The sequence below is a fragment of the Streptomyces katrae genome (assembly GCF_000717655.1).
GTDB lineage: Bacteria > Actinomycetota > Actinomycetes > Streptomycetales > Streptomycetaceae > Streptomyces > Streptomyces katrae_B.
Map to the genome: position 1 here is coordinate 1 of NZ_JNZY01000048.1, position 23038 is coordinate 23038.

A 23038-nucleotide genomic window follows, 5' to 3' on the forward strand; every position below is an offset into this window, starting at 1 on the left:
AGGCCGCCCGGGCCCTTTTACCTCCGCCCAGGTCGCCTCCCGCCACACGGTGACGGCCTGCTCGTCGCGTTCGGCCACCCGCCGCGCGGGCACCTGCGGACTGAACCCGAGCCGGAGCATCAGCCTGGTGGCCCCGGAAACGCTGTAGGAGATGTGGAACTTCCGGCCGATCAGCGTGGCCACCCTCGAGGCGGTCCACACCTGGTCCTCGACCCAGCCGTGCACAGCCGGCCCCTCCTCCAGATACACGGCCAGCTTCTCCAGACACCGCGGGGACAGGCGGCACCGTGACCCACTCGGACCGCGGGAAGCCAGAGCCTGAACACCGCCGTCCCGCCACAACTGGTGCCACTGATACGCCGACTTCACGCTCACCCGCAGCCGCCGGGCGACTTCCGACGGCTTGATCTTCTGCTCGAACAGCTCAGCCGCCTGCATCCGTACCGTCTCGCGCCGCTGACGTCCTGTCGGAGTCAGCCCGCCCCCATCCGCATATCTCACACACCACGAATATAGTCACCCCCCCACACCCATCAGGAACTTCGCAACGATTCACCCCAACGAGCTCAAGTCAGTAAAGGGGAACGCCACCGACCGGTGCTTGCCGCTCAGCCGACTCGTGCAACCCTGCCGTTGTACGCTGCCGGGCTGCCGACACCAGAGCTTGTATCACTGCTTGGTCGGCACTCATCTCGGGGTGCCACTGCACGCCCAGGGCGAAGTGGTGCCGGGTACTCTCGATGGCCTCGACTGTGCTGTCTTCGGCGTAGGCCGCGACCGCCAGGCCTGCGCCGAGGAGGTCGGCTGCCTGGTGGTGGTGCGTGGCCACCTGTGTGGTCCCGGGCAGGAGTGCGGCCAGACGGGTGCCCGGCACGGTGGTGATGGCATGTGGCGCGAAGAGTCCGAGATACCCGTTGTGGGCGTCGTGACCCACCTTCTCGGGCAGGTGCTGGATCAACGTGCCGCCCGCGTGAACGTTCATCAGCTGCATGCCCCTGCAGATTCCGAGGACGGGAATGTCACGGTCCAGACTGTTCTTGAGGACAGCGCGCTCCCACCGGTCGCGGGCGGGGACCGGAGTCCCCGCACACGGGTGGGGCTCGGCCCCGTACAGGGCGGGATCCAGGTCCTCACCTCCGGCGAGGATGACGCCGTCCAATCGTGCGATGACGTCCGCCGCCGCGCCCGGCGCATCGGGCGGCAGAAGGACGGCCCGGCCTCCGGCAGCCTGAACGCATGTGGCGTACGCCGCGGGCAGCAGCGCGGCGGGCAGCTCCCACTCTCCCCACCGCGCGTCGGTGAGGTAAGTGGTGATTCCGATAAGTGGCTTGCGCACGCAGCGCCCCTTTCCCATGCAGCAGTCAAATCCAGTCAGATGACTGACCGCCCCCTGAAACCCCGGCCCGGGGCCGGTTGCGGGCAACGCTGCACGGACGACGGTGCACGGGTGCACCTCGCGGCATGGGTAAGGGGACGGCCACGGCACGGAGCGAGACGGGTCACGCCCCCTTGCCTGGTGGCAGAATCCTGCTGGCGTTCGTCCTTAAGCACAAGAAATGACATCTTTGTGTGAGGTAAGCCAGGCTTAACCCATGCAGATGCCAGATCCCCGCTTGCTCGCCACCTTGGAGTCCGTGGTGCGCCACGGCTCGTTCGCTGCCGCCGCCGGCGAACTCGGTTACAGCGCCCCCGCCGTCTCTCAGCAGATCGCCGAACTCGAGCGCCGCGCAGGCCTTCGAGTCTTGGAGCGCCGTCCCGTGCGTCCCACGCCCGCCGGCCAGGTCCTCCTCGATGCCGAACAAGGGGTACGCTCCGCGCTGGCCGCAGCTGCCCTGGAACTCGACGCCCTGCGTGCCGGCACGTCCGGGCGGATCCGGCTCGGCGCTTTCGCCTCGGCCGCCACGAGCATCGTCCCGAAGGCTCTCGCGCAGTTGCAAACGTCGTACCCCGACGTCCGGGTCAGCCTCTCGCAGCTGGAGCCCGAGGCCGGCTACGGCCGGATCAAACGGGGAGACGCCGACCTTGCTCTGACTTATGACTACGACTTCATTCCCCAGCCGCCGCCGCGCACACTGCGCCGGACCCTGATTGCACGGGACCCCGTCGTGGCGGTGCTTCCCGCGGGCCACGAGCTGGCCAGCCGGGAGGTCATCGACCTGGCGAGCCTGGCCGGCGAGACGTGGGTCGCCGCGCCCGAGGCCGCGCTGCGGTTGGAGCTGCTTGCCCAGATGGCCAAGACATCAGGCTTCGAGGCCCGACTGGAGTACGAGGGCGACGACTTCAACACCATCCTGGGCTTCGTTGCCGCGGGCCTGTGTGTCGCGGTACTACCCCGCTTGGCCCTGCCCAGCGGTGTGACCAATGTTGTCGCGAGACCGCTGGCCAACCCGGCGCTGACACGGTTCATCTACACCGTACGCCTCGACACCCGCCACGCCCCCGAAGCGCTGCTGGCGCTCGAGCGAATGCTGACAACACAGGTCCGGGCAGTCATTGCCTGAGCCCCCGACCAGCCGTTCGGCGGTGCACTGACACATTCGATCATTTGTGAATACATACATCGTGGCGCCCGTCCCAGGTCGGGTGCTGCCAAACAATCGCCCTCGGGAGGCTCCTGGGGAGCTGACCGCTGTCGTGTAGTGACGTGACGCGGAACCTCTTTCCGCATGAGCGCTGCCGTGATTCGACGTGGCGACATCGTGGCGCTGACTGATCACCGGTCTCCTGGCCGCGAACATGGCAGCCCGGCGTGGGCATGAGCGTCGCCCCCGACATGGACGCCTCGGCGGTGGAGGAACACCGCCGACAGCCGATCACGCCGGTGGGCGGTCGACCTGGACTGGACGACGTGACCGATCAGGACTGGCCATGGGCATGAAGCCCGATCTCCGCCGGCCACGACCGAGTCGAGCCATGCGCCCGCCACGATGAGTACTCCCGCCGTGCACGGCCGTCCCTGCCGGCTCGCAACCCGAGGCCCAAGCACGCGCAGGAAACGGCTGGCGGCTGTGAGCGGGCGCATCATGAGGGTGAGGCGTCGGATACGGCCCTCATCGTCGAGATCGAGATACTGGGTCTCCTCCAACCGCAGGCGACCGACATGACCCGCGGCGCGCAGGATCGCGTGCTGTCCTTCCTGGAACTGTGCCTCGTAGTGGATGCCGGTGAACACTTCGAACACGCTCGTCAGGAGTTCCTCGAGTTCACGGTGCCCCCGAAACGTGAACCGGTCCGCAGTGGCGAAACGAGCTCAACGTCCTCGGACATAGCGGCTACTGCCGCTCTCGCATCCCCCGCCTCGCCGGCCATTCGCCAAGCTGCGACGTGATCAGTCATGCCATCCCCGCAAGGCGCTCGGCAATGACGAGAGTGCCGGGCGCTGCGCGCCCGCCCGGGCCCGGCTGGACCGAGACGCCCTCCGGATGAACCGCTCCACTGCAGGTACGACACGTGACGGACACCTCTAGAACCTCTCCGCAGTGGTGCCGAAACACGATCGGCAGACTATCCGGCGCGTGCCAGTGGTCGCCCCACTGGGTGAGTGCCAAAAGCACCGTCACGAGCTCCCGTCCTGATGTGGTGAGCACGTAACGGAACCGCTGGGGACGCGTGGAGTCTCGACCCGTTCCAGCACATCGCCGTCCACGAGTCTGTCGAGCCAATTCTTCAGCAGTGCGCGGGACACGCCAAGGTCGCGGGACCAGCTCCTCAAAAGTGTCAATGCCTAGAGAGATGTCGCGCAAGACCAGCGGTGACCAGCAGTCACCCATCACGGCCAGGGAGCGCGACAGCGAACAGTGGAAGGCTGCGAATGAGGCACGAGGTATGGCCACAACCTAGTGCATTCATATTCTGAACGCACTCACGAACCCGTTCGGCGGCTGCTGCGCTGGGGGCAGCTCCTGGAATTGCCGTCACTCACTGGCGCGAGATCCCGCACTTCGCGTGCGACCGATGGTTTGCCCTGAGCTGCATCGGGCGGCAGCTGCCTCGTGGCGTGATAGTCCTTTCGGCGAGGGCGATTCCGGCACCCCATGGCGGGGATGCCAATCGTCCTGCCGGCGCCCACGATCAGTCCGCGAATACTGTGCCGACCGACTCGTGTGGTGATCAAGTGGGAGTTTCCGAGTAATACCGTTGGAAAAAAATGACTGCTTATGGCCGTGTTATGTTTGCCGGGCTTTAGTGGCTGTGGGCCGCGGGTCGGCGCCAGGGGATCGCCCTTGACGGAGCTGTAGCGGGTGGGTGAGAACCGTGCGCGCCTCACTCCACCGCGCTGCTGTGGACCGGGACGAAGCAGGCTCCGTGGGGCTTTATCCGTCACGGAAACCAGCAAGCGGCGCGACCGCCGACCATGCCCGAGTGGACCGCTGAGGCGATGCCCGTCGCCCTGCCCCGATTCGGGGCGGGTGATAATGATGAAATGAAATGAGTGGAATGACTCGCCATCAATACCGCTGCTCAGTCCGTTGGTCCGACATGGATGTCTACGGGCACGTCAACAACGCCGTCTTCCTCACCTATCTGGAGGAAGCGCGCAGCGACATACTCGGTGGCCAGGCCGCAATAGCCGGTGTGGACACCTTCACAGCGGGCTGCGTGAGCGCGAAGCACGAGATCGAGTACAAGGCGCCCTTGGAGTGGCGCGAAACGCCAGTCACCGTCGAGGTCTGGGTTACCGGTCTCAGGGCGGTGTCATTCAGCCTCGCCTACGAGGTGAAGGATGAAGGGACTCTGTACGCGAGGGCAGCCTCCACGATGGTTCCCTACGACCTGGAGGGCAAGCGCCCGCGGCGCCTCACCGAGGCTGAACGCGCCTACCTCACAGGATTTCTGACGCAGCAGTGACCGCTTGACCGAGCCGGCCCGAGTCACCCCCACATGGGCGATGACCGCTGACATGGGCGACGACCGCCTACCACGCCCGAGTGGACCCGCTGAACAAGTGCCATCGCCATACCGTGATGCGGGCAGGAAACAACGACGAAATGAAATGACTCGAATGACATCCCTGCTGCTCGACCTGGGGGGCGCGGCCTCGCCGTCTCAATCCGTCTCCGCCCGCGGCTCATCCGTCGTGCTGCGGGATGAGTAGGTCACAACCTCCGATGAGGTAGGAAGTCTGACCCGCCTCACTCGCACAAGAAAGAAACAAGTGAAGAATCGCTTTGTCCCCTTCTGTGTTGTGTGTCTGTTGAGTCTGAGTGCGTGCTCCGCAAATGGTCAGGGAATGCAACCCACCGAGACGTCGTCGGGCACATCTCAGGCGACACTGTACCCGAACACGGATGCAGGTTTCCGGAAGCTGATCATGGCTGTACGTTTTGGCGAGGATGTAGTGGCTTCACTGGAGCCGAATTCCGCTGACTACGCAGCGGTCTTCGAGCCGGAGTTCGCGGCCAAAGCCGAGAAGATGTACGAAGAGTGGATCTGGTCCAAGCCCCCCGCCACGCTTGACGTCGCCCGTGAAAAGACAGAAATCAAGGTGGCGAAGGCTACCACGGACGACCTCAGGAATTGGCCGAATCAGCCTAGTGAGGAATTCCCCCTCGGATATGAGAAGGTGGCCCCTTACCTCAAACCGGGAACGACGATCTACCGGTGGAAGTATCTGGAGCCAGGCGAAGTTCTCGGTAAGGCGTACGACGGAATGGCCTACGTCAATGGGCGCTGGGTTTGGTTCCCGAAGCTGTGGCGCGTCCTTGACTAGCCCTGAGACGTCCTGCGCGCTGGTCAGTGGTTGCGCCTGGCGGCCGCCCGGTGCCGCGGGCGTCTGCGATCAGTCCGCCCGGGGTGGCTCAGGGCGCCCGATGTCCCCTGCGCCGGTGCCGAGCTGGTTGAGCTTGTTTTGTCAGGCTGGCTCCGCTCTGGTCGTCGATTGCGCGGCTCCGAGGCCCTAAGAGGCGGGAGACGGGGGCCTACCCCGCGCGCAGTAAGCACGGCTTATCCAGCAAAAAGGTGTCTTTACTTGCGCTTACTTCTGTGCGATTGCAGGATTCTGCCGCGAGCAGGAGCGGAGTCGCACGTGCCACCTGCCAAACCTCTTCGTCGAGCAGCGCACGTGGTTCCCGTGTGTGATGCCTGCTCCGAGTCCGGATATGTCCCCTCCTCAGAGGCCGAGGTGCGACCGACATCCCGGGCGGGGGGCGGAGCAGACAGAGAGAACCGGCGGGAGCCCTGCGTGCAAGAAGGGACAACGAGTGCACCCACCACTACAGTCGGCCGTCAGCCGGCGAGGGAGTCGCGGCCAGTGACGGCAACTACCTTGGGGAGTGGCGACTTGGGCTTGGTCCTCTTCATCGGAGCGGACCGGTGCAGGCATCTCGTGTGTGGGTGGGGACCAGGTCTCACGGACAGTGTCGGCGGCGGGCGTCGGGGCCAGCGAGTCCTGCCTGTAGCCGAGAGTAGTCATCGACGCCTGGTGAGCTGCGCTCCGTCCGTCTCGTAACGAGGGCCCGAACCAGCAGGCGGGGAGACGGCTTGCCGTGCCGGCTGCCGGATTGATGCGATCTGTCGCCGAATTCTCCAAACAGTTGAGCGTTTGACCTCTGCTGTTCACGCTTTACCTGTCAAGTGCCCGGAGGCACGGTCCTCGGGCTCCACCGATTCAGAAGCGAGTCGAGCATGGTGCGTGTCCGTTCATCGTTGGCACAGTTGCCCGCCTATGTCCCGGGCCGCAAAGTGCCCGGCGCGGTAGTGCTGGCCAGCAACGAATCCCCGTACGGGCTGTTGCCCGGTGTAGCCGCAACGCTTACGGAGCTGGCCGGCGGCATGTCGCGCTACCCCGACCTGAGCGCCACCGCACTCGTGCGGGCTATAGCCGGGCACCACGAGGTCGAGCCGGAGCAGATCGCGGTGGGCGCCGGATCCTCGGAGGTCTGCGGACAGCTGCTGCACTCGGTCGTCGGCTTCGGCGACGAGGTCGTCTTCGGATGGCGGTCCTTCGAGGCGTATCCGATTCTCACGGCGGTGGCAGGCGGTGTGGCGGTACGGGTCCCGCTGCGCAACCATGCGCTGGACCTCGACGCCATGGCCGCGGCGATCACCGATCGGACCCGGCTGGTCTTCGTCTGCAACCCAAACAACCCCACCTCCACCGCGGTCGGTGAGCGGGCGCTGCTCGACTTCGCGGACCGTGTCCCGGAAGACGTGCTGATCGTCGTCGACGAGGCCTATCGTGAGTACGCGGATCCGGCGCTGGTCCCCGATGCCCTGGCCCTGCTCGGCGACCGCCCGAACGTGGTGGTTCTGCGGACGTTCTCCAAGGCCTACGGACTGGCGGGACTGCGCGTCGGCTACTGCGTGGCGCCGCCGTGGATCGCCGCTCATGTGCGCAAGGCGCAGGTACCGTTCAGCGTCAGCGCCCTCGCCCAGGAGGCCGCCGTCGTCGCCCTCGGCGAGCGCGCGGAAGTCGTCCGGCGGGCCGCCCTCACGGTCGTCGAACGGGAGCGCGTGATTCTGATGTTGCACGCGCTGGGCTTCGAAGTCCCCGACTCCCAGGCCAACTTCGTGTGGCTACCGCTTGCGGACGAGAGCGCTGACTTCGCCGTCCACTGTCTTGGCGGGCACGTCGTGGTCCGCCCGTTCCTCGGGGAGGGCGTCCGGGTGACGACCGGACTGCCGCAGGAGAACGAGGCTTTCCTCGATCTCGCCGCGACCTGGAGAGGCTGAAGGCCGTGCGCCCTGGGCCTTATGAGCGGCATCGCGAACTGCTTCAGCAAGCCGTGCGGGCCCTCGCCGCCGGTGAATGCCGGCGGCCCTTCACGGAGGCGACCGGACAGGATGCTGCCGACGCGGGGATGAGATCGGTCCGAACAGCTGTGAAGGTCTTCGGCTCCCTGCTGGGACGGCCCTTCGAGCTCGGCCAGCCCGGCGAGCTGGGCCGGGTGTGCACCGAGTCCTCGCCATACGGGATCGGCATGGGCATCGGTTACCCGCGATGCGACCCCGCAGCTCTGGTGGCGGCTGCCGCTCAGGCGACGGCCGGGTGGCGCGCAGCCGGGCTCCACCGACGGGCCGGGCTGGCCGTGGAGATACTGCGCCGGCTGAACACTCGCAGCCATGAGCTGGCCCTTGCGGTGCATCACACCACGGGGCAGCCGCCGCAGGCGGCGTTCCGGTCCGCGGGGCCGCGCGCCCAGGACCGTGCGCTGGAGGCCGTGGCCCTTGCCTTCGCTGAGTCGGAGCGCGTTCCGGCGGACCTGAGCTGGGAGAGCGGTCAAGGGACCCGAGGGAGCGGGCAACCATTGCCGATGCGGGGCACCAGCACACTGGTGCCCCGCGGAGTGTCGCTGCTCATCGGTTGCCCCGACTATCCGCTCTGGAACGGCTACCCGGGTCTGTTCGCCAGCCTGGTGACCGGCAATCCGGTGATCGTCGCCCCGCATCCGCGTTCCGTGCTGCCGCTGGCCATCACCGTGCGCGTCGCCCGGCAGGTGCTGGCGGAGGCCGGTCACCCACCGGACATCGTGACCCTGGCGGTGGCGGAACCAGCGGAACGGCTGCACGAGAGGCTGGCCACGGACCCGGGGGTGCGCATCGTCGACTTCACCGGCTCGGCGCAGTTCGCCGGCTGGCTGAGGGAACACGCCCGCCAAGCCGCCACGTTCGTCGACCGGACCGGCCTGAACACGGTGATCGTCGACTCCACCGGTGACTACCGGGATCTCGTGCGCGGCCTGGCCCACTCCCTGTGCCGGTGCAGCGGCACGGTCCGCACCACGCCGCAGAACATCCTGGTGCCGACGACGGGCATCGCGACCGATGAGGGGCGCAAGAGTCTGGTGGACTTCGGCGCCGACCTGGGCGAGGCCGTGGACCGGCTGCTCGGGCATCCCGCACGTGTGGCCAGGCTGCTGGGCGCGATCGCCAGCGATACGGTTCGGGCGGGGCTGGGGGAGGCCACGCGGTACGGCACCGTGCTCCATGCCTCCGGAGCGCTGCGCCATCCCACTCATCCGGCCGCCGATGTGCGCAGCCCCCTGCTCGTCCGGCTGGCGGCGCAGGACGAACGGATCTACGCCAGGGAGTGGCCGGGGCCCGTCTCATTCCTTGTCGGTACCGACTCGACGTCGCACAGTCTGGCTCTCTTCCGCCGCACGGTGGGCCGCCACGGGGCGTCGTACGCCACGGTGCACTCGACCGACCCGCTCGTGCTGGCGGTCGCCGAGACGGCAGCACTGGACGCCGGGGTGCATCTGGTGCAGAACCTCGCAGACGACTTCCCCGCGGACCCCTCCTCAGCAGGCGCGGATTTGCCCCCCGAGGGCGCCCACTTCGTCACCGGGCGGTTCCGGGTGGTGCGGTCTCGGCAGCATGCGGCCGGGACCGCCCCGGCTCCTGGGGTGGAAGCGGCCCCGAGCCCGACCCCCATCGGGGCTGCGGAGTCGCCTCCGGCTCCGGCGCCGGACGCGGGTTCCGCTGCCGCGCTGGTCGACGTCTGAGTGACCGAGCAGTCAGGCAGTCCAGTGCGTCCCGCGTCCACGCACCTCGTCGAAGACCAGCCAGGTGCGGGTCGAGCGCACTCCCGGTACCGCCTGGATGCGCTCCAGCACGACCCGGCGCAGCACCGAGTTGTCCGGAGTGCGGACCAGCACCAAGACGTCGAAGTCGCCCGCAACGAGGGTGACATGCTCGACGTAGGGGATCTCGCGCAGTTCCCGGGAGGTGTCCCGCCACGCATTCTGGTCGATCGTCAGCGTCACGTACGCGCTCGTGCCGAGGCCGGCCCGCTGCGGATTCAGCTGCGTGCTGAAGCCCGTGATGACCTCCTCGGCCATGAGCCTGTTGATGCGCGTGTACGCGTTGGCACGCGAGATGTGCAGCTTGTCCGCGAGTGCCTTGATCGACACCCGCCCGTCGTCGAGGAGCCCCGCCAGGATGTGCCGGTCGGTGTCGTCGAGTCGAACGGCAGTTCGTCCGGTCATCGACTCCGAGGGTGAGTTTTGCTCGGACACTTTGCCCTCCCAGAGCGCTTGGCTCGACAGTCCGTCGCCGGTTCGCCGGAAACCTTGAACACATATTCAGCATTGGTGACGATACTCGCGTCAAGTGTCCAGAGAAAGTGAGTGCCCTCCATGTCCGTGAAGAGCCTTCGCCAGACGGTCCAGGGCCTCCTGCCGTCCCTCACGCCGGTGCGGTTCGTGGCCGAGGACGGCACGCCGGTGGCCAAGCCCGCGCCCGGCTACACCGAGCCTGTGCCGGAGGCGCTGCGTGAGGCCTACCGGCGGATGGTCGTGGGACGCCGGTTCGACACCCAGGCCACTGCGCTGACCAAGCAGGGGCGGCTCGCGGTCTACCCGTCCAGCCGGGGCCAGGAGGCCTGCCAGATCGGCGCCGTGCTCGCGCTGCGCCCGGACGACTGGTTGTTTCCGACCTACCGCGACTCCGTGGCCCTGGTCGCCCGGGGCATCGACCCGCTCGAGGTGCTGACGCTGCTGCGCGGCGACTGGCACTGCGGATACGACCCGGCCGCCACCCGCGTCGCCCCCCAGTGCACCCCGCTGGCCACTCAGGTGCTGCACGCGACCGGCATGGCGGAGTCGTTGCGGCGCACAGGCGGAGCCGGTGTGGCGATGGCCCTCGTAGGTGACGGTGCCACCAGTGAGGGGGACTTCCACGAGGCGCTGAACTTCGCTGCCGTCTTCTGTGCGCCGGTCGTCTTCTTCATCCAGAACAACAAGTATGCGATCTCCGTGCCGCTGGCCCGGCAGTCCGCGGCGCCCGCCCTCGCGTACAAGGGCATCGGACACGGGGTGCGTTCCGAACAGGTCGACGGCAATGATCTGGTCGCCGTGCTGGCGGTGCTGACCGCGGCGGTCGAGCACGCCCGTGCCGGGCACGGACCGGTCCTGGTCGAGGCGCACACCTACCGCATGGACGCGCACACCAACGCCGACGACGCGACCCGCTACCGGGACGCGGCGGAGGTCGAACGGTGGAGCGCCGCCGATCCGGTCAGCCGTCTTGAAACGTACCTGCGGGCCCGCGGCGCCCTCACCGACGAGGACGTCGCGGCGGTGCGGGAGGAGGCGGAGACCCTGGCGACAGAGCTGCGCGGGGGCATGAACGAGGAGTCCGTGCCCGACCTGCTGGAGCTCTTCGACCACGTCTACGCCGAGCCGACTCCGCAGCTGCGCGAACAGCGCGCCCTGCTCGCGGCCGAGCTGGCCGAAGACGCTGCTTCCCCCGCACTCGACACCCAGGAGAACTGACGGCCATGGCCAAGGTCACGATGGCGCAGGCGCTGAACACCGCACTGCGCGACGCACTGCGCGAGGACGAGCGCGTGCTCGTTTTCGGCGAAGACGTCGGTCCGCTCGGCGGCGTCTTCCGGATCACCGACGGGCTGACCCGCGACTTCGGCGAGCAGCGCTGCTTCGACACCCCGCTGGCCGAGGCCGGCATCGTAGGACTGGCCGTCGGCATGGCGATGGGCGGCTTCCGGCCCGTGGTGGAGATGCAGTTCGACGCCTTCGCCTATCCGGCCTTCGAACAGATCGCCTCACACGTGGCCAAGCTCCGCAACCGGACCCGGGGGCGGCTCGCGCTGCCGATGGTGATCCGTATCCCCTACGCGGGCGGCATCGGGGGAGTCGAGCACCACTGCGACTCCAGCGAGGCGTACTACGCGCACACCCCGGGCCTGAAAGTCGTCACCCCGGCGACGGCCGAGGACGCGTACTGGCTGCTGCGCGACGCCATAGCCGACCCCGACCCGGTGGTCTTCCTGGAGCCGAAGAAGCTGTACTGGTCGAAGGAGGAAGTCAACCTCGAGCGGCGCGGAGCGCTGCCGTTCGGGCAGGCGGCGATCCGGCGGAAGGGCCGCGACGCCACGGTCGTCGCGTACGGGCCGTCGGTGCCGGTGGCCCTGGCCGCGGCCGAAGCGGCGGCGGCCGATGGCATCGAGCTGGAGGTCGTGGACCTGCGCACGCTGGTGCCCTTCGACGACGAGACGGTCACCGCATCGGTACACCGGACCGGGCGCTGCCTGGTCGTCCAGGAGGCCCAGGGCTTCGCCGGCGTGGGGGCGGAGATCGCCGCACGGGTGCAGGAGCGCTGTTTCCACTCGCTGGCCGCGCCGGTCCTGAGGGTGGCCGGCTTCGACATCCCGTATCCGCCGCCGAAGCTGGAGCACGCGCATCTGCCCAGCGTCGACCGGATCCTCGACGCCGTCGACCGTCTCCAGTTCAGCGACGCGCCGGACACCCGGCATCTGCTGAAGGGAACGGCCGCATGAGCACCGCAGCGCTTCAGGAGCAGCTGTTCCGGCTGCCCGATCTCGGCGAAGGGCTGACCGAGGCCGAGATCATCGAGTGGAAGGTCGCGGTCGGTGACACGGTGACGATCGACCAGATCGTCATCGAGGTCGAGACCGCCAAGGCCGCAGTCGAGGTGCCGGTCCCCTACGCGGGCACCGTGCTGCAACTGCACGCGGAGGCGGGTACGGCGCTGGAGGTGGGGAAGCCGCTGATCACGGTGGGTACGCCGACTTCCGGCCGGCCCGACGGCGCGGGGGAGGGCCCGGGCGCCCAGCCTCCCGTCGATTCGACGTCGGCCGACCCTGCGGCTGAGCGATACCGGGAGGAGGAGCAGGCCGGGTCCGGCAACGTCCTTATCGGCTACGGCACCGGCCACGGCCCGGCACCGCGTCGCCGCCGCCGACGCGGGGGCGCCGCGACGGGAGGCGGCACTGGTGCCGAGGCGGCGCCGTCCGGAGAGCTGCACGCTCCCCGGGTCATATCCCCCCTCGTACGCAAGATGGCGCGGGAACACGGGATCGACCTCGCCGCGTTGGCGCCATCGGGTCCCGCAGGAGTCGTGCTCAGACGAGATGTCGAGCAGGCCGTTGGGCGGGCCGGCCAGCTGGCGACGGACCCCGATACCGCACCGGTCACCCCGGACCGGCAGCAGTCGGCGGACCGTGCACCGCACGCTCGGCCGGCGCCGGCCGGCCCTGAGCGCATCCCGCTGCGCGGAGTCCGCCGCGCGGTCGCGGACAAGCTCTCCCGCAGCCGCACCGAGATCCCCGACGCCACCACCTGGGTCGACGTGGACGCGACGATCCTGCTCCAAGCCCGGAAGGCCATGCAGGCCGCAGACCCCGGCCGCCCCATCGGGCTGCTGGCCCTGCTCGCCCGATTCTGCATCGCCGGACTGCACCGCTTCCCGGAGCTGAACTCCACCGTCGACACCGAGCGGCGGGAGATCGTCCGCTTCAGCGAGGTGCACCTGGGCTTCGCCGCCCAGACCGAACGCGGCCTGGTGGTCCCCGTCGTCCGCGACGCACAGCGCATGACGACCGCACAACTGGCTGCCGAGCTCGCCCGGTTGACCGGGCTGGCCCGCGACGGGGCCCTGCCGCCCGACCGTCTGACCGGCGGGACCTTCACCCTCAATAACTACGGCGTGTTCGGTGTCGACGGATCCACGCCCATCATCAACCACCCTGAGGCCGCTCTACTCGGCGCGGGCCGCATTGTGGACAAACCGTGGGTGGTGGACGGCGAGCTGGCCGTCCGCAAGGTCATGCAGCTCTCCCTTAGCTTCGACCACCGGGTCTGTGACGGCGGTGTGGCCGGCGGGTTCCTGCGTTTCGTGGCCGACTGCGTGGAACGCCCGGCGATCCTGCTCGCCGACGTCTGATCCAACCCCGCTTCCCCCACTTCCCCTGCGTCCACCTGGGCGCCTCAAACCCATCAACCTACCGAACGTTCGGCCAGGAGCTCTCAGTGCCCACCGACCAGAATCCCGACTTCTTCGTCCGCCACGCGGCTCTGCTCGACCAGGCGGTGGAGTGTGCCGCCGACCGCACCTACTGGACGCCCTACCAGGAAACCCCCAGCACCTCTGTGTACGGAGCAGAGGCATCGCGGCTGGGCGAGGCCGCCTTCCAAGGCCTCCTCGGCCGCCCCTTCCCCATCCAAGGACACCCGAGCACCGGCACCGTCCCCGCCACCGAAGTCTCGCCCTACGGCTTCCCGCTCGGCATCAGTTACCCGTACCTGCCGCCCGAGGTGGCCGTCGCGACGGCCAAGTCAGCCGCAGTGGCATGGCGCGCCGCGAGCCCGGACACCCGGGCCGGCGTTGCAGCGGAGATCCTTGCCCGGCTGAACGAGGCGACCTTCGAGATCGCGTACGCCGTCCAGCACACCACCGGCCAGCCCTTCACGATGGCGTTCCAGGCCGGCGGTCCACACGCCCAGGACCGAGGCCTCGAAGCGGTCGCCCACGCGTGGAACGAGCAGACACGCCATCCGGTCGCGGCCCGCTGGAGCAAGCCACAGCGCAAGGGCGTCCCAGTCGTCATGGACAAGACCTTCACCACCGTGGGACGCGGTGTGGCAGTGCTGATCGCCTGCAACACCTTCCCCACCTGGAACGGCTATCCGGGACTGTTCGCGAGTCTGGTCACCGGCAACCCGGTGGTCGTCAAGCCTCATCGACGTGCCGTGCTGCCACTGGCAATCACCGTGCGGATCGCCCGTGAGGTGCTGGCGGAGGCCGGCTTCGATCCGGACGTGGTACTGCTCGCCGCCGCGAAGCCCGACGAGCGCACCGCCCCCGCCCTGGCAACCCACCCCGATGTGCGCATCGTGGACTACACCGGCTCCAGCGAGTTCGGCGACTGGCTGGAGACCAACGCCCGCCAGGCCGCGGTCCACACCGAGAAGTCCGGACTCAACACCGTCGTCGTGGACTCCACGGGCGATTACGCCGGTCTGCTGCGCAACCTCGCCTTCTCCCTGTCGCTCTACAGCGGCCAGATGTGCACCACCCCCCAAAACATCCTCGTTCCCCGCAACGGCTTCCCCACCGACCAGGGGCGCCGTACGGCCGACGAGTTCGCCGCCGACCTCGGCGCCGCCCTGGACAGGCTGCTCGGCGACCCGGCCCGTGCGGCCGCCACCCTCGGCGCGATCGTGAACGACGGTGTCCTGAAGCGCGTGGCGGAGGCGGCGGAACTCGACCGTGTCGCCCATCCGTCGAGGCAAATCACCCACCCGGACTTCCCGGACGCGGCCGTCCGTTCCCCGCTGTTGGTCCGGCTCGAGGCCGAGACCGGCGAAGAGACATACACGAGCGAGTGGTTCGGGCCGGTCTCCTTCGTCATCGGTACCGACTCCACCGCGCACGGCCTGCGTCTCCTGCACGACACCGTACGGCGCCACGGCGCGCTGACCGCCTCCGTGTACGCCACCGACGAGGGTGTGCTGGAGGCGGCACGAGCAACCGCGTTGGAGGCGGGCGTGAACCTGTCGGAGAACCTGACCGGTGCGGTCTTCGTCAACCAGTCCGCCGCCTTCAGCGACTTTCACGGCACTGCGGCCAACCCCGCGGCCAATGCAGCCCTCACCGACCCGGCGTTCGTCACCGGACGCTTCTCGGTCGTCCAGTCCCGGCGCCACGCACCCGCAGAGGAGCACGCCGATGCGTGATGAAGAGGTCTACCTGATCGACGGGGCCCGCACTCCGCTTGGCCGTCACCGAGGCGCCCTGGCCTCCGTACGCCCGGACGACCTGGCCGCCCTCGTGGTCGGCGAGGCGGTACGTCGCTCGGGCATCCCGGCCGACACCGTGGACGAGGTGATCCTCGGCGCCGCGAACCAGGCGGGCGAAGATAACCGGGACGTGGCCCGGATGGCCGTCCTGCTGGCCGGACTGCCGGACACCGTGCCCGGATATACCGTCAACCGGCTGTGCGCGTCCGGGCTGACGGCCGTCGCCTCGGCCGCCCAGGCGATTCGTGCGGGGGAGGCAGACCTGGTCGTCGCGGGCGGAGTGGAGTCAATGACTCGTGCCCCCTGGGTGATGGCCAAGCCCGGCACGCCCTGGGCCCGGCCCGGTGAAGTCCACGACACCTCCCTGGGCTGGCGCTTCACCAATCCGCGCTTCCCGGCCGCGAGCACACTGTCCATGGGCGAGACCGCCGAGGAGGTCGCCGCCCTGGACGGCATCACCCGCCTCGAGGCGGACACCTTCGCGCTGCGGAGTCACCGCAGGGCGGAGGCCGCCCAGAGGGCGGGCCGCTTCAAGGAGGAGATCGTCCCGGTGCCGGTGGCGGACGGCGAGGTGACCCAGGACGAGGGGCCTCGGCCGTCCACCTCGCTGGAGAAGCTCGGCGGACTGCGCACATCCTTCCGCAGCGACGGAATCGTCACCGCGGGCAACTCCTCGCCGCTGTCCGACGGGGCCGCGGCCCTGGTGGTCGCGAGTGGCGCGGCGGTCGAACGATACGGGCTCACTCCCCGGGCCCGCGTCGTCACCGCCGCCTCGGCGGGGGTCGAGCCCCGCCTGATGGGGCTCGGGCCCGTGCCGGCCACCTTGAGGGCGCTGGACCGGGCGGGCTGGCGGGCCGACGACCTGGACGCCGTCGAGGTGAACGAGGCCTTCGCCGCCCAAGCGCTGGCCGTGGTCCGCCGCCTGCAGCTCGACGAGGACCGGGTCAATGCCGACGGCGGCGCCATCGCCCTCGGACACCCGCTCGGCTGCTCCGGCGCCCGCATCCTGCTCACCCTGCTCGGACGCATGGAACGCGAGGACGCTCAACGGGGACTGGCGACCATGTGTGTGGGGGTCGGACAGGGCGTGGCGATGCTGGTGGAGCGCGTATGAGCACGCGGGAGGACACGGCGTACGAGACCCTGCGGGTCGAGGCCGGCTCGGACCGGGTCGTCGTGACCCTGCACCGGCCGGAAACTCGCAACGCCATCAGCAGCGGCATGATCGCCGAACTGCACCGCGTGTGCGAGGACCTGGAGCGCGCGCCGAGGCTGCTGCTGCTCACCGGGCACGGCGGGGTCTTCGCCGGCGGCGCCGACATCGCCGAACTACGGCGGCGTGGCCTGGAGGAGGCGCTGCAGGGAATCAACAGCCGTCTGTTCGAGCGGGTACGCAGGCTGCCCCTGCCCACCGTGGCCGCGGTGGACGGCTGGGCACTGGGCGGCGGCGCCGAGCTTGCGTACGCCTGCGACATCCGGATCGCCGGGCCAAACGCCGTCTTCGGCAACCCCGAACCTGGCCTGGGCATCCTCGCCGCCGCCGGGGCCTGTTGGCGGCTGCGGGAGCTGCTCGGCGAGTCGGTGGCCAAACAGGTCCTGCTCGCCGGGCGGCACCTCGACGCACCTGCCGCGCTCGCCTGTGGGCTGGTCACGGACGTCGTACCGGCCGAGCGGCTGAACGCCGAGGCACACGCCCTGCTGGACCGCATGGCTCGTTCCTCGGCGCTCGCCCTGCGGCTGACCAAGCTCGTCACCGACGCCCCGGGTGCCCATCCGGTGGCTGACGACCTCGCCCAGGCCGTGCTGTTCGAGGGCCGCGACAAGGAGGAGCGCATGACGCGATTCCTGGAGAAGAACGAGAAGAACGGAGGCCGGGCATGACCTCGGCATCAGCACCGCCCGCCGTCGTGGGGGTGATCGGCGGCGGCCGGATGGGGACCGGTATCGCCCAGTCCTTCGCGGCCGCAGGGTCGTCCGTGGTCGTCGTGGAACACGACGAAGCGGCCGCGACCGTCGCGCTGAACCGCATCGCCGCTGGCCTGAGGCAGGCCGCCGAGCGCGAGGGGCCCGGCGGATCCGCCACCGGTGAGGTACCGGACCGGGTCACCGCAGTGACCTCGATCGCCGAACTTCCCGCCGACGCCGATCTCGTCGTCGAGGCGGTACCCGAAGACGCCGCGCTCAAGGCCCGGCTGCTCGCCGCCGCCGAGCAGGCCGTGGGGGAGCGGTGCGTACTCGCCACCAACACCAGTTCCCTCCCGGTCACCGAACTCGCGGCGGCCCTGAAGAGGCCGGGAAGCTTTCTGGGCATGCACTTCTTCAACCCGGTGCCCGTCTCCGCGCTCGTCGAACTGGTCCTCACTCCCGACACCACCGGGGAGACTCTGACAGCGGCGGTCGGCTGGACACGCGCCCTGGGCAAGCAGAAGGTCGTCGTCCAGGACTCGCCGGGATTCGCCAGCAGCCGTCTCGGCCTGGCCCTCGGTCTGGAGGCCGTCCGCATGGTCGAGGAGGGGGTCGCCGAGCCGGAGGCCATCGACACGGCCATGCGCCTGGGATACCGGCACCCGATGGGGCCGCTGCGCCTCACCGACGTAGTGGGTCTCGACGTACGGCTGGCCATTGCCGACCACCTGCACAGGACGCTCGGGGAGCGGTTCGCCCCCCCGGCATTGCTGCGGGAGAAGGTCGCCCGCGGCGAGCTGGGCCGCAAGACGGGGAAGGGGTTCTACTCATGGCCGTGACCGACGGTGCGCCCACCGACGCCCACGAGCCGGGCCGCCCCGCGCGTCACGGGGTCACCTACGACGTCACCGACGCCGTGGCCGTCATCGAGCTGCGCGGTCCCGGGAGCGGCAACGCCCTCGACACCCATATGCGCAGCGCCCTCCTCATGGCAGCACGCCGCCTGACCACGGACACCGCACGCGGTGTACGCGCTGCCCTGATCACTGCCCGCGGAAGGCATTTCTGCGTCGGCCAGGACCTCAAGGAGCACGCCCGGCTGCTGAACACCGCGCCCGAGGCGGCCTTCGCCAACCTTCCCAACGACTACAACCCGCTGCTGAAGGAGCTGCACGGGCTGCCGGTCCCGCTCGTCGTGGCCGTCGAGGGCGCGTGTGTCGGGGCCGGGCTCGGCATCGCGCTCTGCGCCGATGTACGTGTCGCCGCCGAAGGAGCCCGCTTCGCGACCGCCTTCGCCGGCCTCGGCCTGGCCTCCGACTCGGGGGTCGCCCGCGGCCTCGCCCGCCAGCTCGGTCCTTCACGGACCGCAGGACTCATGCTCCTCGGAGACCGCTTTTCCGCACAGGACGCCGAACGATGGGGCCTGGTACACCGCGTCGTGGCGGATGGCTCGGCCACGGCTGAAGGGCTGGCCGTCGCCCGCTCCCTCGCAGGCGGACCCACCGCCGCCCACCGAGAGATCAAGGCACTGCTGCGGTCCGCGGCCACCGCTCCGCTGCCGGCCGCGCTGGAGCGTGAAGCCGTGATCCAGCGCCGGCTCGGCGCCACCGAGGACCACCGCGAAGCCGTCACGGCGTTCCTCGAACGCCGCAGCCCGGCCTTCCGCGGCCATTGACCCACTCACCGAGTACGACGGGACACGCACACCCCATGAACACCCCCACCCTCACACCATCCGGGCCCCAGGGCCCCGAGGCCACCTTCGAGGACACCATCGCCCGCGACCAGCGCATCGAGCCGCGGGACTGGATGCCCGACGGTTACCGCAGCACGCTGATCCGGCAGATCGCCCAGCATGCCCACTCCGAGATCATCGGCATGCAGCCCGAGGGCGAGTGGATCACTCGGGCGCCCTCGCTGCGCCGCAAGGCCATCCTCTTCGCCAAGGTGCAGGACGAGGCCGGGCACGGGCTGTACCTCTACTCCGCGGCCGAGACCCTCGGGGCGGACCGCACGGACATGACGGCGCGTCTGATCGACGGCCGCCAGAAGTACTCGTCCATCTTCAACTACCCGACCCACACCTTCGCCGACGTCGGCGTGATCGGCTGGTTCGTGGACGGCGCGGCGATCTGCAACCAGGTGCCCCTGTGCCGTACGTCGTACGGTCCGTACGGGCGCGCCATGGTGCGCGTGTGCAAGGAGGAGTCCTTCCACCAGCGGCAGGGATACGAACTCCTGCTGACGATGATGCGCGGCACCGACGAGCAGCGGGAGATGGTGCAGGACGCGGTGAACCGCTGGTGGTGGCCGTCGCTGATGATGTTCGGCCCGCCGGACGCCGACTCGCCCAACTCCGCGCGGTCCATGGCCTGGAAGATCAAACGGCACTCCAACGACGAACTGCGACAGCGGTTCGTCGACATGACCGTGCCGCAGGCCCAGAAGCTCGGCGTCACCCTGCCCGACCCCGTCCTGCGGTGGAACGAGGAACGCGGGCACCATGACTTCGGCGCCCCCGACTGGGACGAGCTGAAGCGCGTGGTCTCCGGCGACGGGCCGTGCAACGCCGAGCGGATCGCCCGGCGCCGGGCCGCCCACGAGGAGGGAGCCTGGGTGCGGGAGGCGGCCTCGGCCCATGCCGCCAAGCAGGCGACCCGGGTACGGGAAGGAGCGGCGGCATGAGTGGCACCGACCGGACTTCCGCCGGCGGACCCGTCCGCATACGGGACGAGTGGCCGCTGTATGAGGTGTTCGTTCGGGGCAAGCGCGGACTGAACCATGTCCACGTGGGCTCCCTCCGCGCGCCCGACGACACGATGGCCCTTGTCCACGCCCGCGACCTGTACACCCGGCGCAACGAGGGCGTGAGCGTCTGGGCCGTGCGCTCCGACTCCATCGCCGCCTCCACCCCCGCCGAGAAGGATCCCTTCTTCGCGCCCAGCGGGGACAAGGTCTACCGGCACCCGACCTTCTACGACATCCCCGACGACGTACCCCACATCTAGGAGCGGCCGCCAATGAGTCACGAGGACCTGTACGTCGACCACGACAACGCGCAGTGGGCGTTCGGCACCGGTTTCACCGACCCCCTGCACGGCGTCGACCAGAGGGTGCCGGACGGCATCGACGCCGGAGACCTGGCCGCCTGCTGTCTGGCCCTGGGCGACGACGCCCTGGTGTCCGCCCAGCGGCTCGCCGAGTGGTGCACGCGCGCTCCGGAACTGGAGGAGGAACTCGCCCTGGCCAACATCGGCCTCGACCTGCTCGGCCAGGCCCGGCTGCTGTACGCCAGGACGGGACGGGCCGACGGTACGGGCCGCGGCGAGGACGCGTACGCCTACTTCCGTGATCCAGACGGCTTCCGCAACCTAAGGCTGGCCGAACTGCCCGGCGGCGACTTCGCCTTCACGATCACACGGCTGCTCGTGTTGTCCGTCTGGCGGCTGGCCGTCTTCGAGGAGCTCACCAGCGCTCCTGATCCGGTGCTCGCCGCCATCGCCGCCAAGAGCGTGAAGGAGCTCTCCTACCATTGCCACTACGCCGCGGTGTGGACCGTGCGCTTGGGCGACGGGACTCCCGAGTCCCGTGACCGTCTCAGAACGGCGCTGTTCGACGTCGCGCCCTGGCTGGGAGAACCACTGACCGACCGGACCGCAGCCGGTCTGGGCGCCGAGTCCGCAGTGGTCGCCGACCGGACGCTGCGGCATCTCGCCGACGTCCTGGTGCGAGCGGGATTCGATCCCTCCGAGGTCCTGCCTCTCGGCCCGGCGTCCGCCCCTGCCATACCCGGCTCCGGCCGCGACGGTGACCGTACCGAACACCTGGCGCCGCTCCTCACCGAACTCCAGAGCATCGCCCGCGCACACCCGCAGGCGCAATGGTGACGCTCGCAGATGCCGGCGAGCACCGCCGAGATGCGGCGCACCGCGCCTGGCGTACCGCCTGCGAGATCCCCGATCCTGAACTGCCCATGCTGACCCTCGCCGACCTCGGAGTGCTCCGCGGTGTCGAGGTGGAGCAGGACGGTACGGTCGTCGTGCGGCTCACCCCGACCTACTCAGGCTGTCCCGCCGTGGCCGAGATGCGGGCTGAAGCCGCCACCCGACTGCAGGCGGACGGCTTTCCCGCCGTTCGGGTCGTCACCGTGCTCGACCCGCCCTGGACTACCGACTGGATCACATCCCAGGGCCGCCTCAAGCTCGCCGAACACGGCATCGCACCACCGGGGCCTCGGCGCCTCAGCGAATCCGGGCCGGTGTGGTTGTCCCTCGGGCCGGCCCCGTCGGATGTGCCCTGCCCGCGCTGCGCCTCGGTCGATACCGAGGAGATCTCACGGTTCGCCGCAACCGCCTGCTTGGCGCTCCGCCGCTGCGGCACCTGCCTGGAGCCCTTCGAGCACCTCAAGGACCTTTGATGACGACCCCCTCCCGTCCCCCCGTCACGGCGCGGACCCGTCTGCATCCCACCTTCCACGCCCTGCGCGTCGCAGAGGTTGAGGGGCTGTGCTCCGACGCCGCCGCGCTCACCCTCGCGATACCGGACCGTCTGGCCGAGGAATTCGCGTTTCTCCCCGGCCAGTGCCTCACCGTGCGCCGGGAGATCGACGGCCGCGACGAGCGCCGCTCCTACTCCATCTGCTCCCCCGTCGGGGAACCTCTGCGCATCGGTATCCGCGTCGTACCCGGCGGCCTGTTCTCTTCCTGGCTCGTCCATGGTGTGCACCCGGGAGACACCCTTGAGGTGATGGGGCCGGTCGGTGCTTTCACGCCCGACCTCACCGGAGCCGGACAACTCGGTGATTCCGGTCAACCCGGTGGCCTCGGCCACTTCGTGCTCATCGCTGCCGGATCCGGCATCACACCGATGCTGTCGATCGCCGCCTCAGTACTCGGCGCCGACGGCTCATCCCGCATCACCCTCCTCTACGGCAACCGGCGAACCGATACGGTCATGTTCGCGGACGAACTGGCAGATCTGAAAGACCAGTACCCGGCCCGCTTCCAGCTCGTTCACGTGTTGTCCCGCGAGCCGCGCCAGGCCGAAATGCTCTCCGGCCGCCTCGATGCGGCGCGGCTCACCGCCCTGCTCGATGCCCTGGTCGACACCGACGGCGTCGACCAATGGTGGCTGTGCGGTCCGCACGGCATGGTCCGTGACTCCAGCGCCATCCTGGCCGGGCTCGGCGTCCCGGCTGACCGAATCCACCAGGAACTGTTCCACGCCGATGAAGAACCGCCCGCTGCCCGCCACGAGGTCTCGGCGATCGGTCTCGCCACGAGCGAAGTCACCGTCGTCCTGGATGGCAGGGTCACCACGTTCCCGGCCCCCCGGGACCGCACCGTCCTCGACGCTGCTCAACAGCTCCGCCCCGACCTGCCGTTCGCCTGCAGAGGCGGCGTCTGCGGGACGTGCCGCGCCCTGGTGACCCAGGGCCGGGGGGACATGCGCCGCAACTACGCCCTGGAGCCCGCGGAGGTGGCGGCGGGATACGTCTTGACCTGCCAGACCCGCCCCGCATCGGACGAGCTCACCGTGGACTTCGACATGTGAGCGCGAACATGTCGACAACGTTCGATTTTCTCGACGATGAACGATCGGAAACCTGCGCTGGAAAAGGCGCATGCCGTTCG

General features: G+C 69.3%; 22 protein-coding genes. 18 read left to right on the forward strand and 4 right to left on the reverse strand.

Annotation, left to right across the window (positions count from 1 at the left end; genetic code table 11):
• Positions 1 to 501 (reverse strand): winged helix-turn-helix domain-containing protein (locus IF09_RS0135240; RefSeq protein WP_106975209.1); only part of this gene is annotated, 501 nt, incomplete at its 3' end.
• A gap of 70 nt (positions 502 to 571) precedes the next feature.
• Positions 572 to 1336 carry a gamma-glutamyl-gamma-aminobutyrate hydrolase family protein gene (locus IF09_RS0135245; protein ID WP_051833483.1) on the reverse strand — a complete coding sequence of 255 codons (765 nt, stop codon included), beginning with the start codon at positions 1334 to 1336 and terminating at the stop codon, positions 572 to 574.
• Positions 1337 to 1592: 256 nt separating this feature from the next.
• Here IF09_RS0135245 and IF09_RS0135250 point away from each other — a divergent pair, with 256 nt between their 5' ends.
• Positions 1593 to 2501: a LysR family transcriptional regulator gene (locus tag IF09_RS0135250; RefSeq protein WP_078613658.1), complete on the forward strand. Its 909-nt coding sequence runs from the start codon at positions 1593 to 1595 to the stop codon at positions 2499 to 2501.
• Positions 2502 to 3332: 831 nt separating this feature from the next.
• Here the strand turns inward: IF09_RS0135250 and IF09_RS48665 are convergent.
• Complete coding sequence (locus IF09_RS48665) at positions 3333 to 3770, reverse strand: winged helix-turn-helix transcriptional regulator (protein WP_078613659.1); 438 nt, start codon at positions 3768 to 3770, stop codon at positions 3333 to 3335.
• A 667-nt stretch (positions 3771 to 4437) separates the two neighbouring features.
• Here IF09_RS48665 and IF09_RS0135260 point away from each other — a divergent pair.
• The 4 genes from IF09_RS0135260 to IF09_RS0135280 all read left to right on the forward strand — a co-directional run bounded on the left by IF09_RS0135260 (position 4438) and on the right by IF09_RS0135280 (position 9443).
• Positions 4438 to 4848, forward strand: coding sequence for an acyl-CoA thioesterase (locus tag IF09_RS0135260; RefSeq protein ID WP_030302928.1), 411 nt, complete (start codon positions 4438 to 4440; stop codon positions 4846 to 4848).
• A gap of 382 nt (positions 4849 to 5230) precedes the next feature.
• Positions 5231 to 5710 carry a hypothetical protein gene (locus tag IF09_RS0135270; RefSeq protein ID WP_158710143.1) on the forward strand — a complete coding sequence of 160 codons (480 nt, stop codon included), beginning with the start codon at positions 5231 to 5233 and terminating at the stop codon, positions 5708 to 5710.
• Between the two features lie 914 nt (positions 5711 to 6624).
• The gene (locus IF09_RS0135275; RefSeq protein ID WP_030302931.1) at positions 6625 to 7671 is read left to right on the forward strand and encodes a histidinol-phosphate transaminase; all 1047 of its coding nucleotides are present in this window, start codon (positions 6625 to 6627) and stop codon (positions 7669 to 7671) included.
• On the forward strand, positions 7659 to 9443 hold the full coding sequence (locus IF09_RS0135280) for an aldehyde dehydrogenase family protein (RefSeq protein WP_078613660.1): 1785 nt from the start codon (positions 7659 to 7661) through the stop codon (positions 9441 to 9443). The genes IF09_RS0135275 and IF09_RS0135280 overlap by 13 nt, the downstream gene beginning before the upstream one ends.
• Before the next feature lie 12 nt (positions 9444 to 9455).
• Here IF09_RS0135280 and IF09_RS0135285 read toward each other — a convergent pair whose 3' ends face one another.
• Complete coding sequence (locus IF09_RS0135285) at positions 9456 to 9926, reverse strand: Lrp/AsnC family transcriptional regulator (protein ID WP_030302939.1); 471 nt, start codon at positions 9924 to 9926, stop codon at positions 9456 to 9458.
• 150 nt (positions 9927 to 10076) lie between these two features.
• Between IF09_RS0135285 and pdhA the strand changes: the two genes are divergently transcribed.
• The 13 genes from pdhA (at position 10077) to paaE (ending at position 22958) form a co-directional block, all read left to right on the forward strand.
• On the forward strand, positions 10077 to 11213 hold the full coding sequence (gene pdhA / locus IF09_RS0135290) for a pyruvate dehydrogenase (acetyl-transferring) E1 component subunit alpha (protein WP_037636912.1): 1137 nt from the start codon (positions 10077 to 10079) through the stop codon (positions 11211 to 11213).
• Positions 11214 to 11218: 5 nt separating this feature from the next.
• Complete coding sequence (locus tag IF09_RS0135295; RefSeq protein ID WP_030302944.1) at positions 11219 to 12238, forward strand: alpha-ketoacid dehydrogenase subunit beta; 1020 nt, start codon at positions 11219 to 11221, stop codon at positions 12236 to 12238.
• On the forward strand, positions 12235 to 13644 hold the full coding sequence (locus IF09_RS0135300; RefSeq protein ID WP_030302946.1) for a dihydrolipoamide acetyltransferase family protein: 1410 nt from the start codon (positions 12235 to 12237) through the stop codon (positions 13642 to 13644). Before IF09_RS0135295 ends, IF09_RS0135300 begins: the two co-directional genes overlap by 4 nt.
• An 86-nt stretch (positions 13645 to 13730) precedes the next feature.
• Complete coding sequence (gene paaN / locus IF09_RS0135305; RefSeq protein ID WP_030302948.1) at positions 13731 to 15437, forward strand: phenylacetic acid degradation protein PaaN; 1707 nt, start codon at positions 13731 to 13733, stop codon at positions 15435 to 15437.
• A complete protein-coding gene (locus tag IF09_RS0135310) occupies positions 15430 to 16614 on the forward strand; it encodes a thiolase family protein (protein ID WP_030302950.1) in 1185 nt (394 codons plus the stop codon). The genes paaN and IF09_RS0135310 overlap by 8 nt, the downstream gene beginning before the upstream one ends.
• On the forward strand, positions 16611 to 17381 hold the full coding sequence (locus IF09_RS0135315) for an enoyl-CoA hydratase/isomerase family protein (RefSeq protein ID WP_030302951.1): 771 nt from the start codon (positions 16611 to 16613) through the stop codon (positions 17379 to 17381). Before IF09_RS0135310 ends, IF09_RS0135315 begins: the two co-directional genes overlap by 4 nt.
• The gene (locus IF09_RS0135320) at positions 17378 to 18244 is read left to right on the forward strand and encodes a 3-hydroxyacyl-CoA dehydrogenase family protein (protein ID WP_030302954.1); all 867 of its coding nucleotides are present in this window, start codon (positions 17378 to 17380) and stop codon (positions 18242 to 18244) included. The genes IF09_RS0135315 and IF09_RS0135320 overlap by 4 nt, the downstream gene beginning before the upstream one ends.
• Positions 18235 to 19080, forward strand: a complete 846-nt coding sequence (locus tag IF09_RS0135325; protein ID WP_030302956.1) for an enoyl-CoA hydratase/isomerase family protein — start codon at positions 18235 to 18237, stop codon at positions 19078 to 19080. The genes IF09_RS0135320 and IF09_RS0135325 overlap by 10 nt, the downstream gene beginning before the upstream one ends.
• Before the next feature lie 35 nt (positions 19081 to 19115).
• The gene (gene paaA, locus IF09_RS0135330; protein ID WP_030302959.1) at positions 19116 to 20090 is read left to right on the forward strand and encodes a 1,2-phenylacetyl-CoA epoxidase subunit PaaA; all 975 of its coding nucleotides are present in this window, start codon (positions 19116 to 19118) and stop codon (positions 20088 to 20090) included.
• On the forward strand, positions 20087 to 20413 hold the full coding sequence (paaB, locus tag IF09_RS0135335) for a 1,2-phenylacetyl-CoA epoxidase subunit PaaB (protein ID WP_030302961.1): 327 nt from the start codon (positions 20087 to 20089) through the stop codon (positions 20411 to 20413). The genes paaA and paaB overlap by 4 nt, the downstream gene beginning before the upstream one ends.
• Positions 20414 to 20425: 12 nt before the next feature.
• Positions 20426 to 21292: a 1,2-phenylacetyl-CoA epoxidase subunit PaaC gene (gene paaC, locus IF09_RS0135340; protein WP_030302962.1), complete on the forward strand. Its 867-nt coding sequence runs from the start codon at positions 20426 to 20428 to the stop codon at positions 21290 to 21292.
• Positions 21286 to 21822 (forward strand): 1,2-phenylacetyl-CoA epoxidase subunit PaaD, encoded by a 537-nt coding sequence (paaD, locus tag IF09_RS0135345; RefSeq protein ID WP_030302963.1) that lies wholly within the window; start codon positions 21286 to 21288, stop codon positions 21820 to 21822. The genes paaC and paaD overlap by 7 nt, the downstream gene beginning before the upstream one ends.
• Positions 21822 to 22958: a 1,2-phenylacetyl-CoA epoxidase subunit PaaE gene (gene paaE, locus IF09_RS0135350; protein ID WP_030302964.1), complete on the forward strand. Its 1137-nt coding sequence runs from the start codon at positions 21822 to 21824 to the stop codon at positions 22956 to 22958. Before paaD ends, paaE begins: the two co-directional genes overlap by 1 nt.
• The last annotated feature ends 80 nt before the right edge of the window (positions 22959 to 23038 follow it).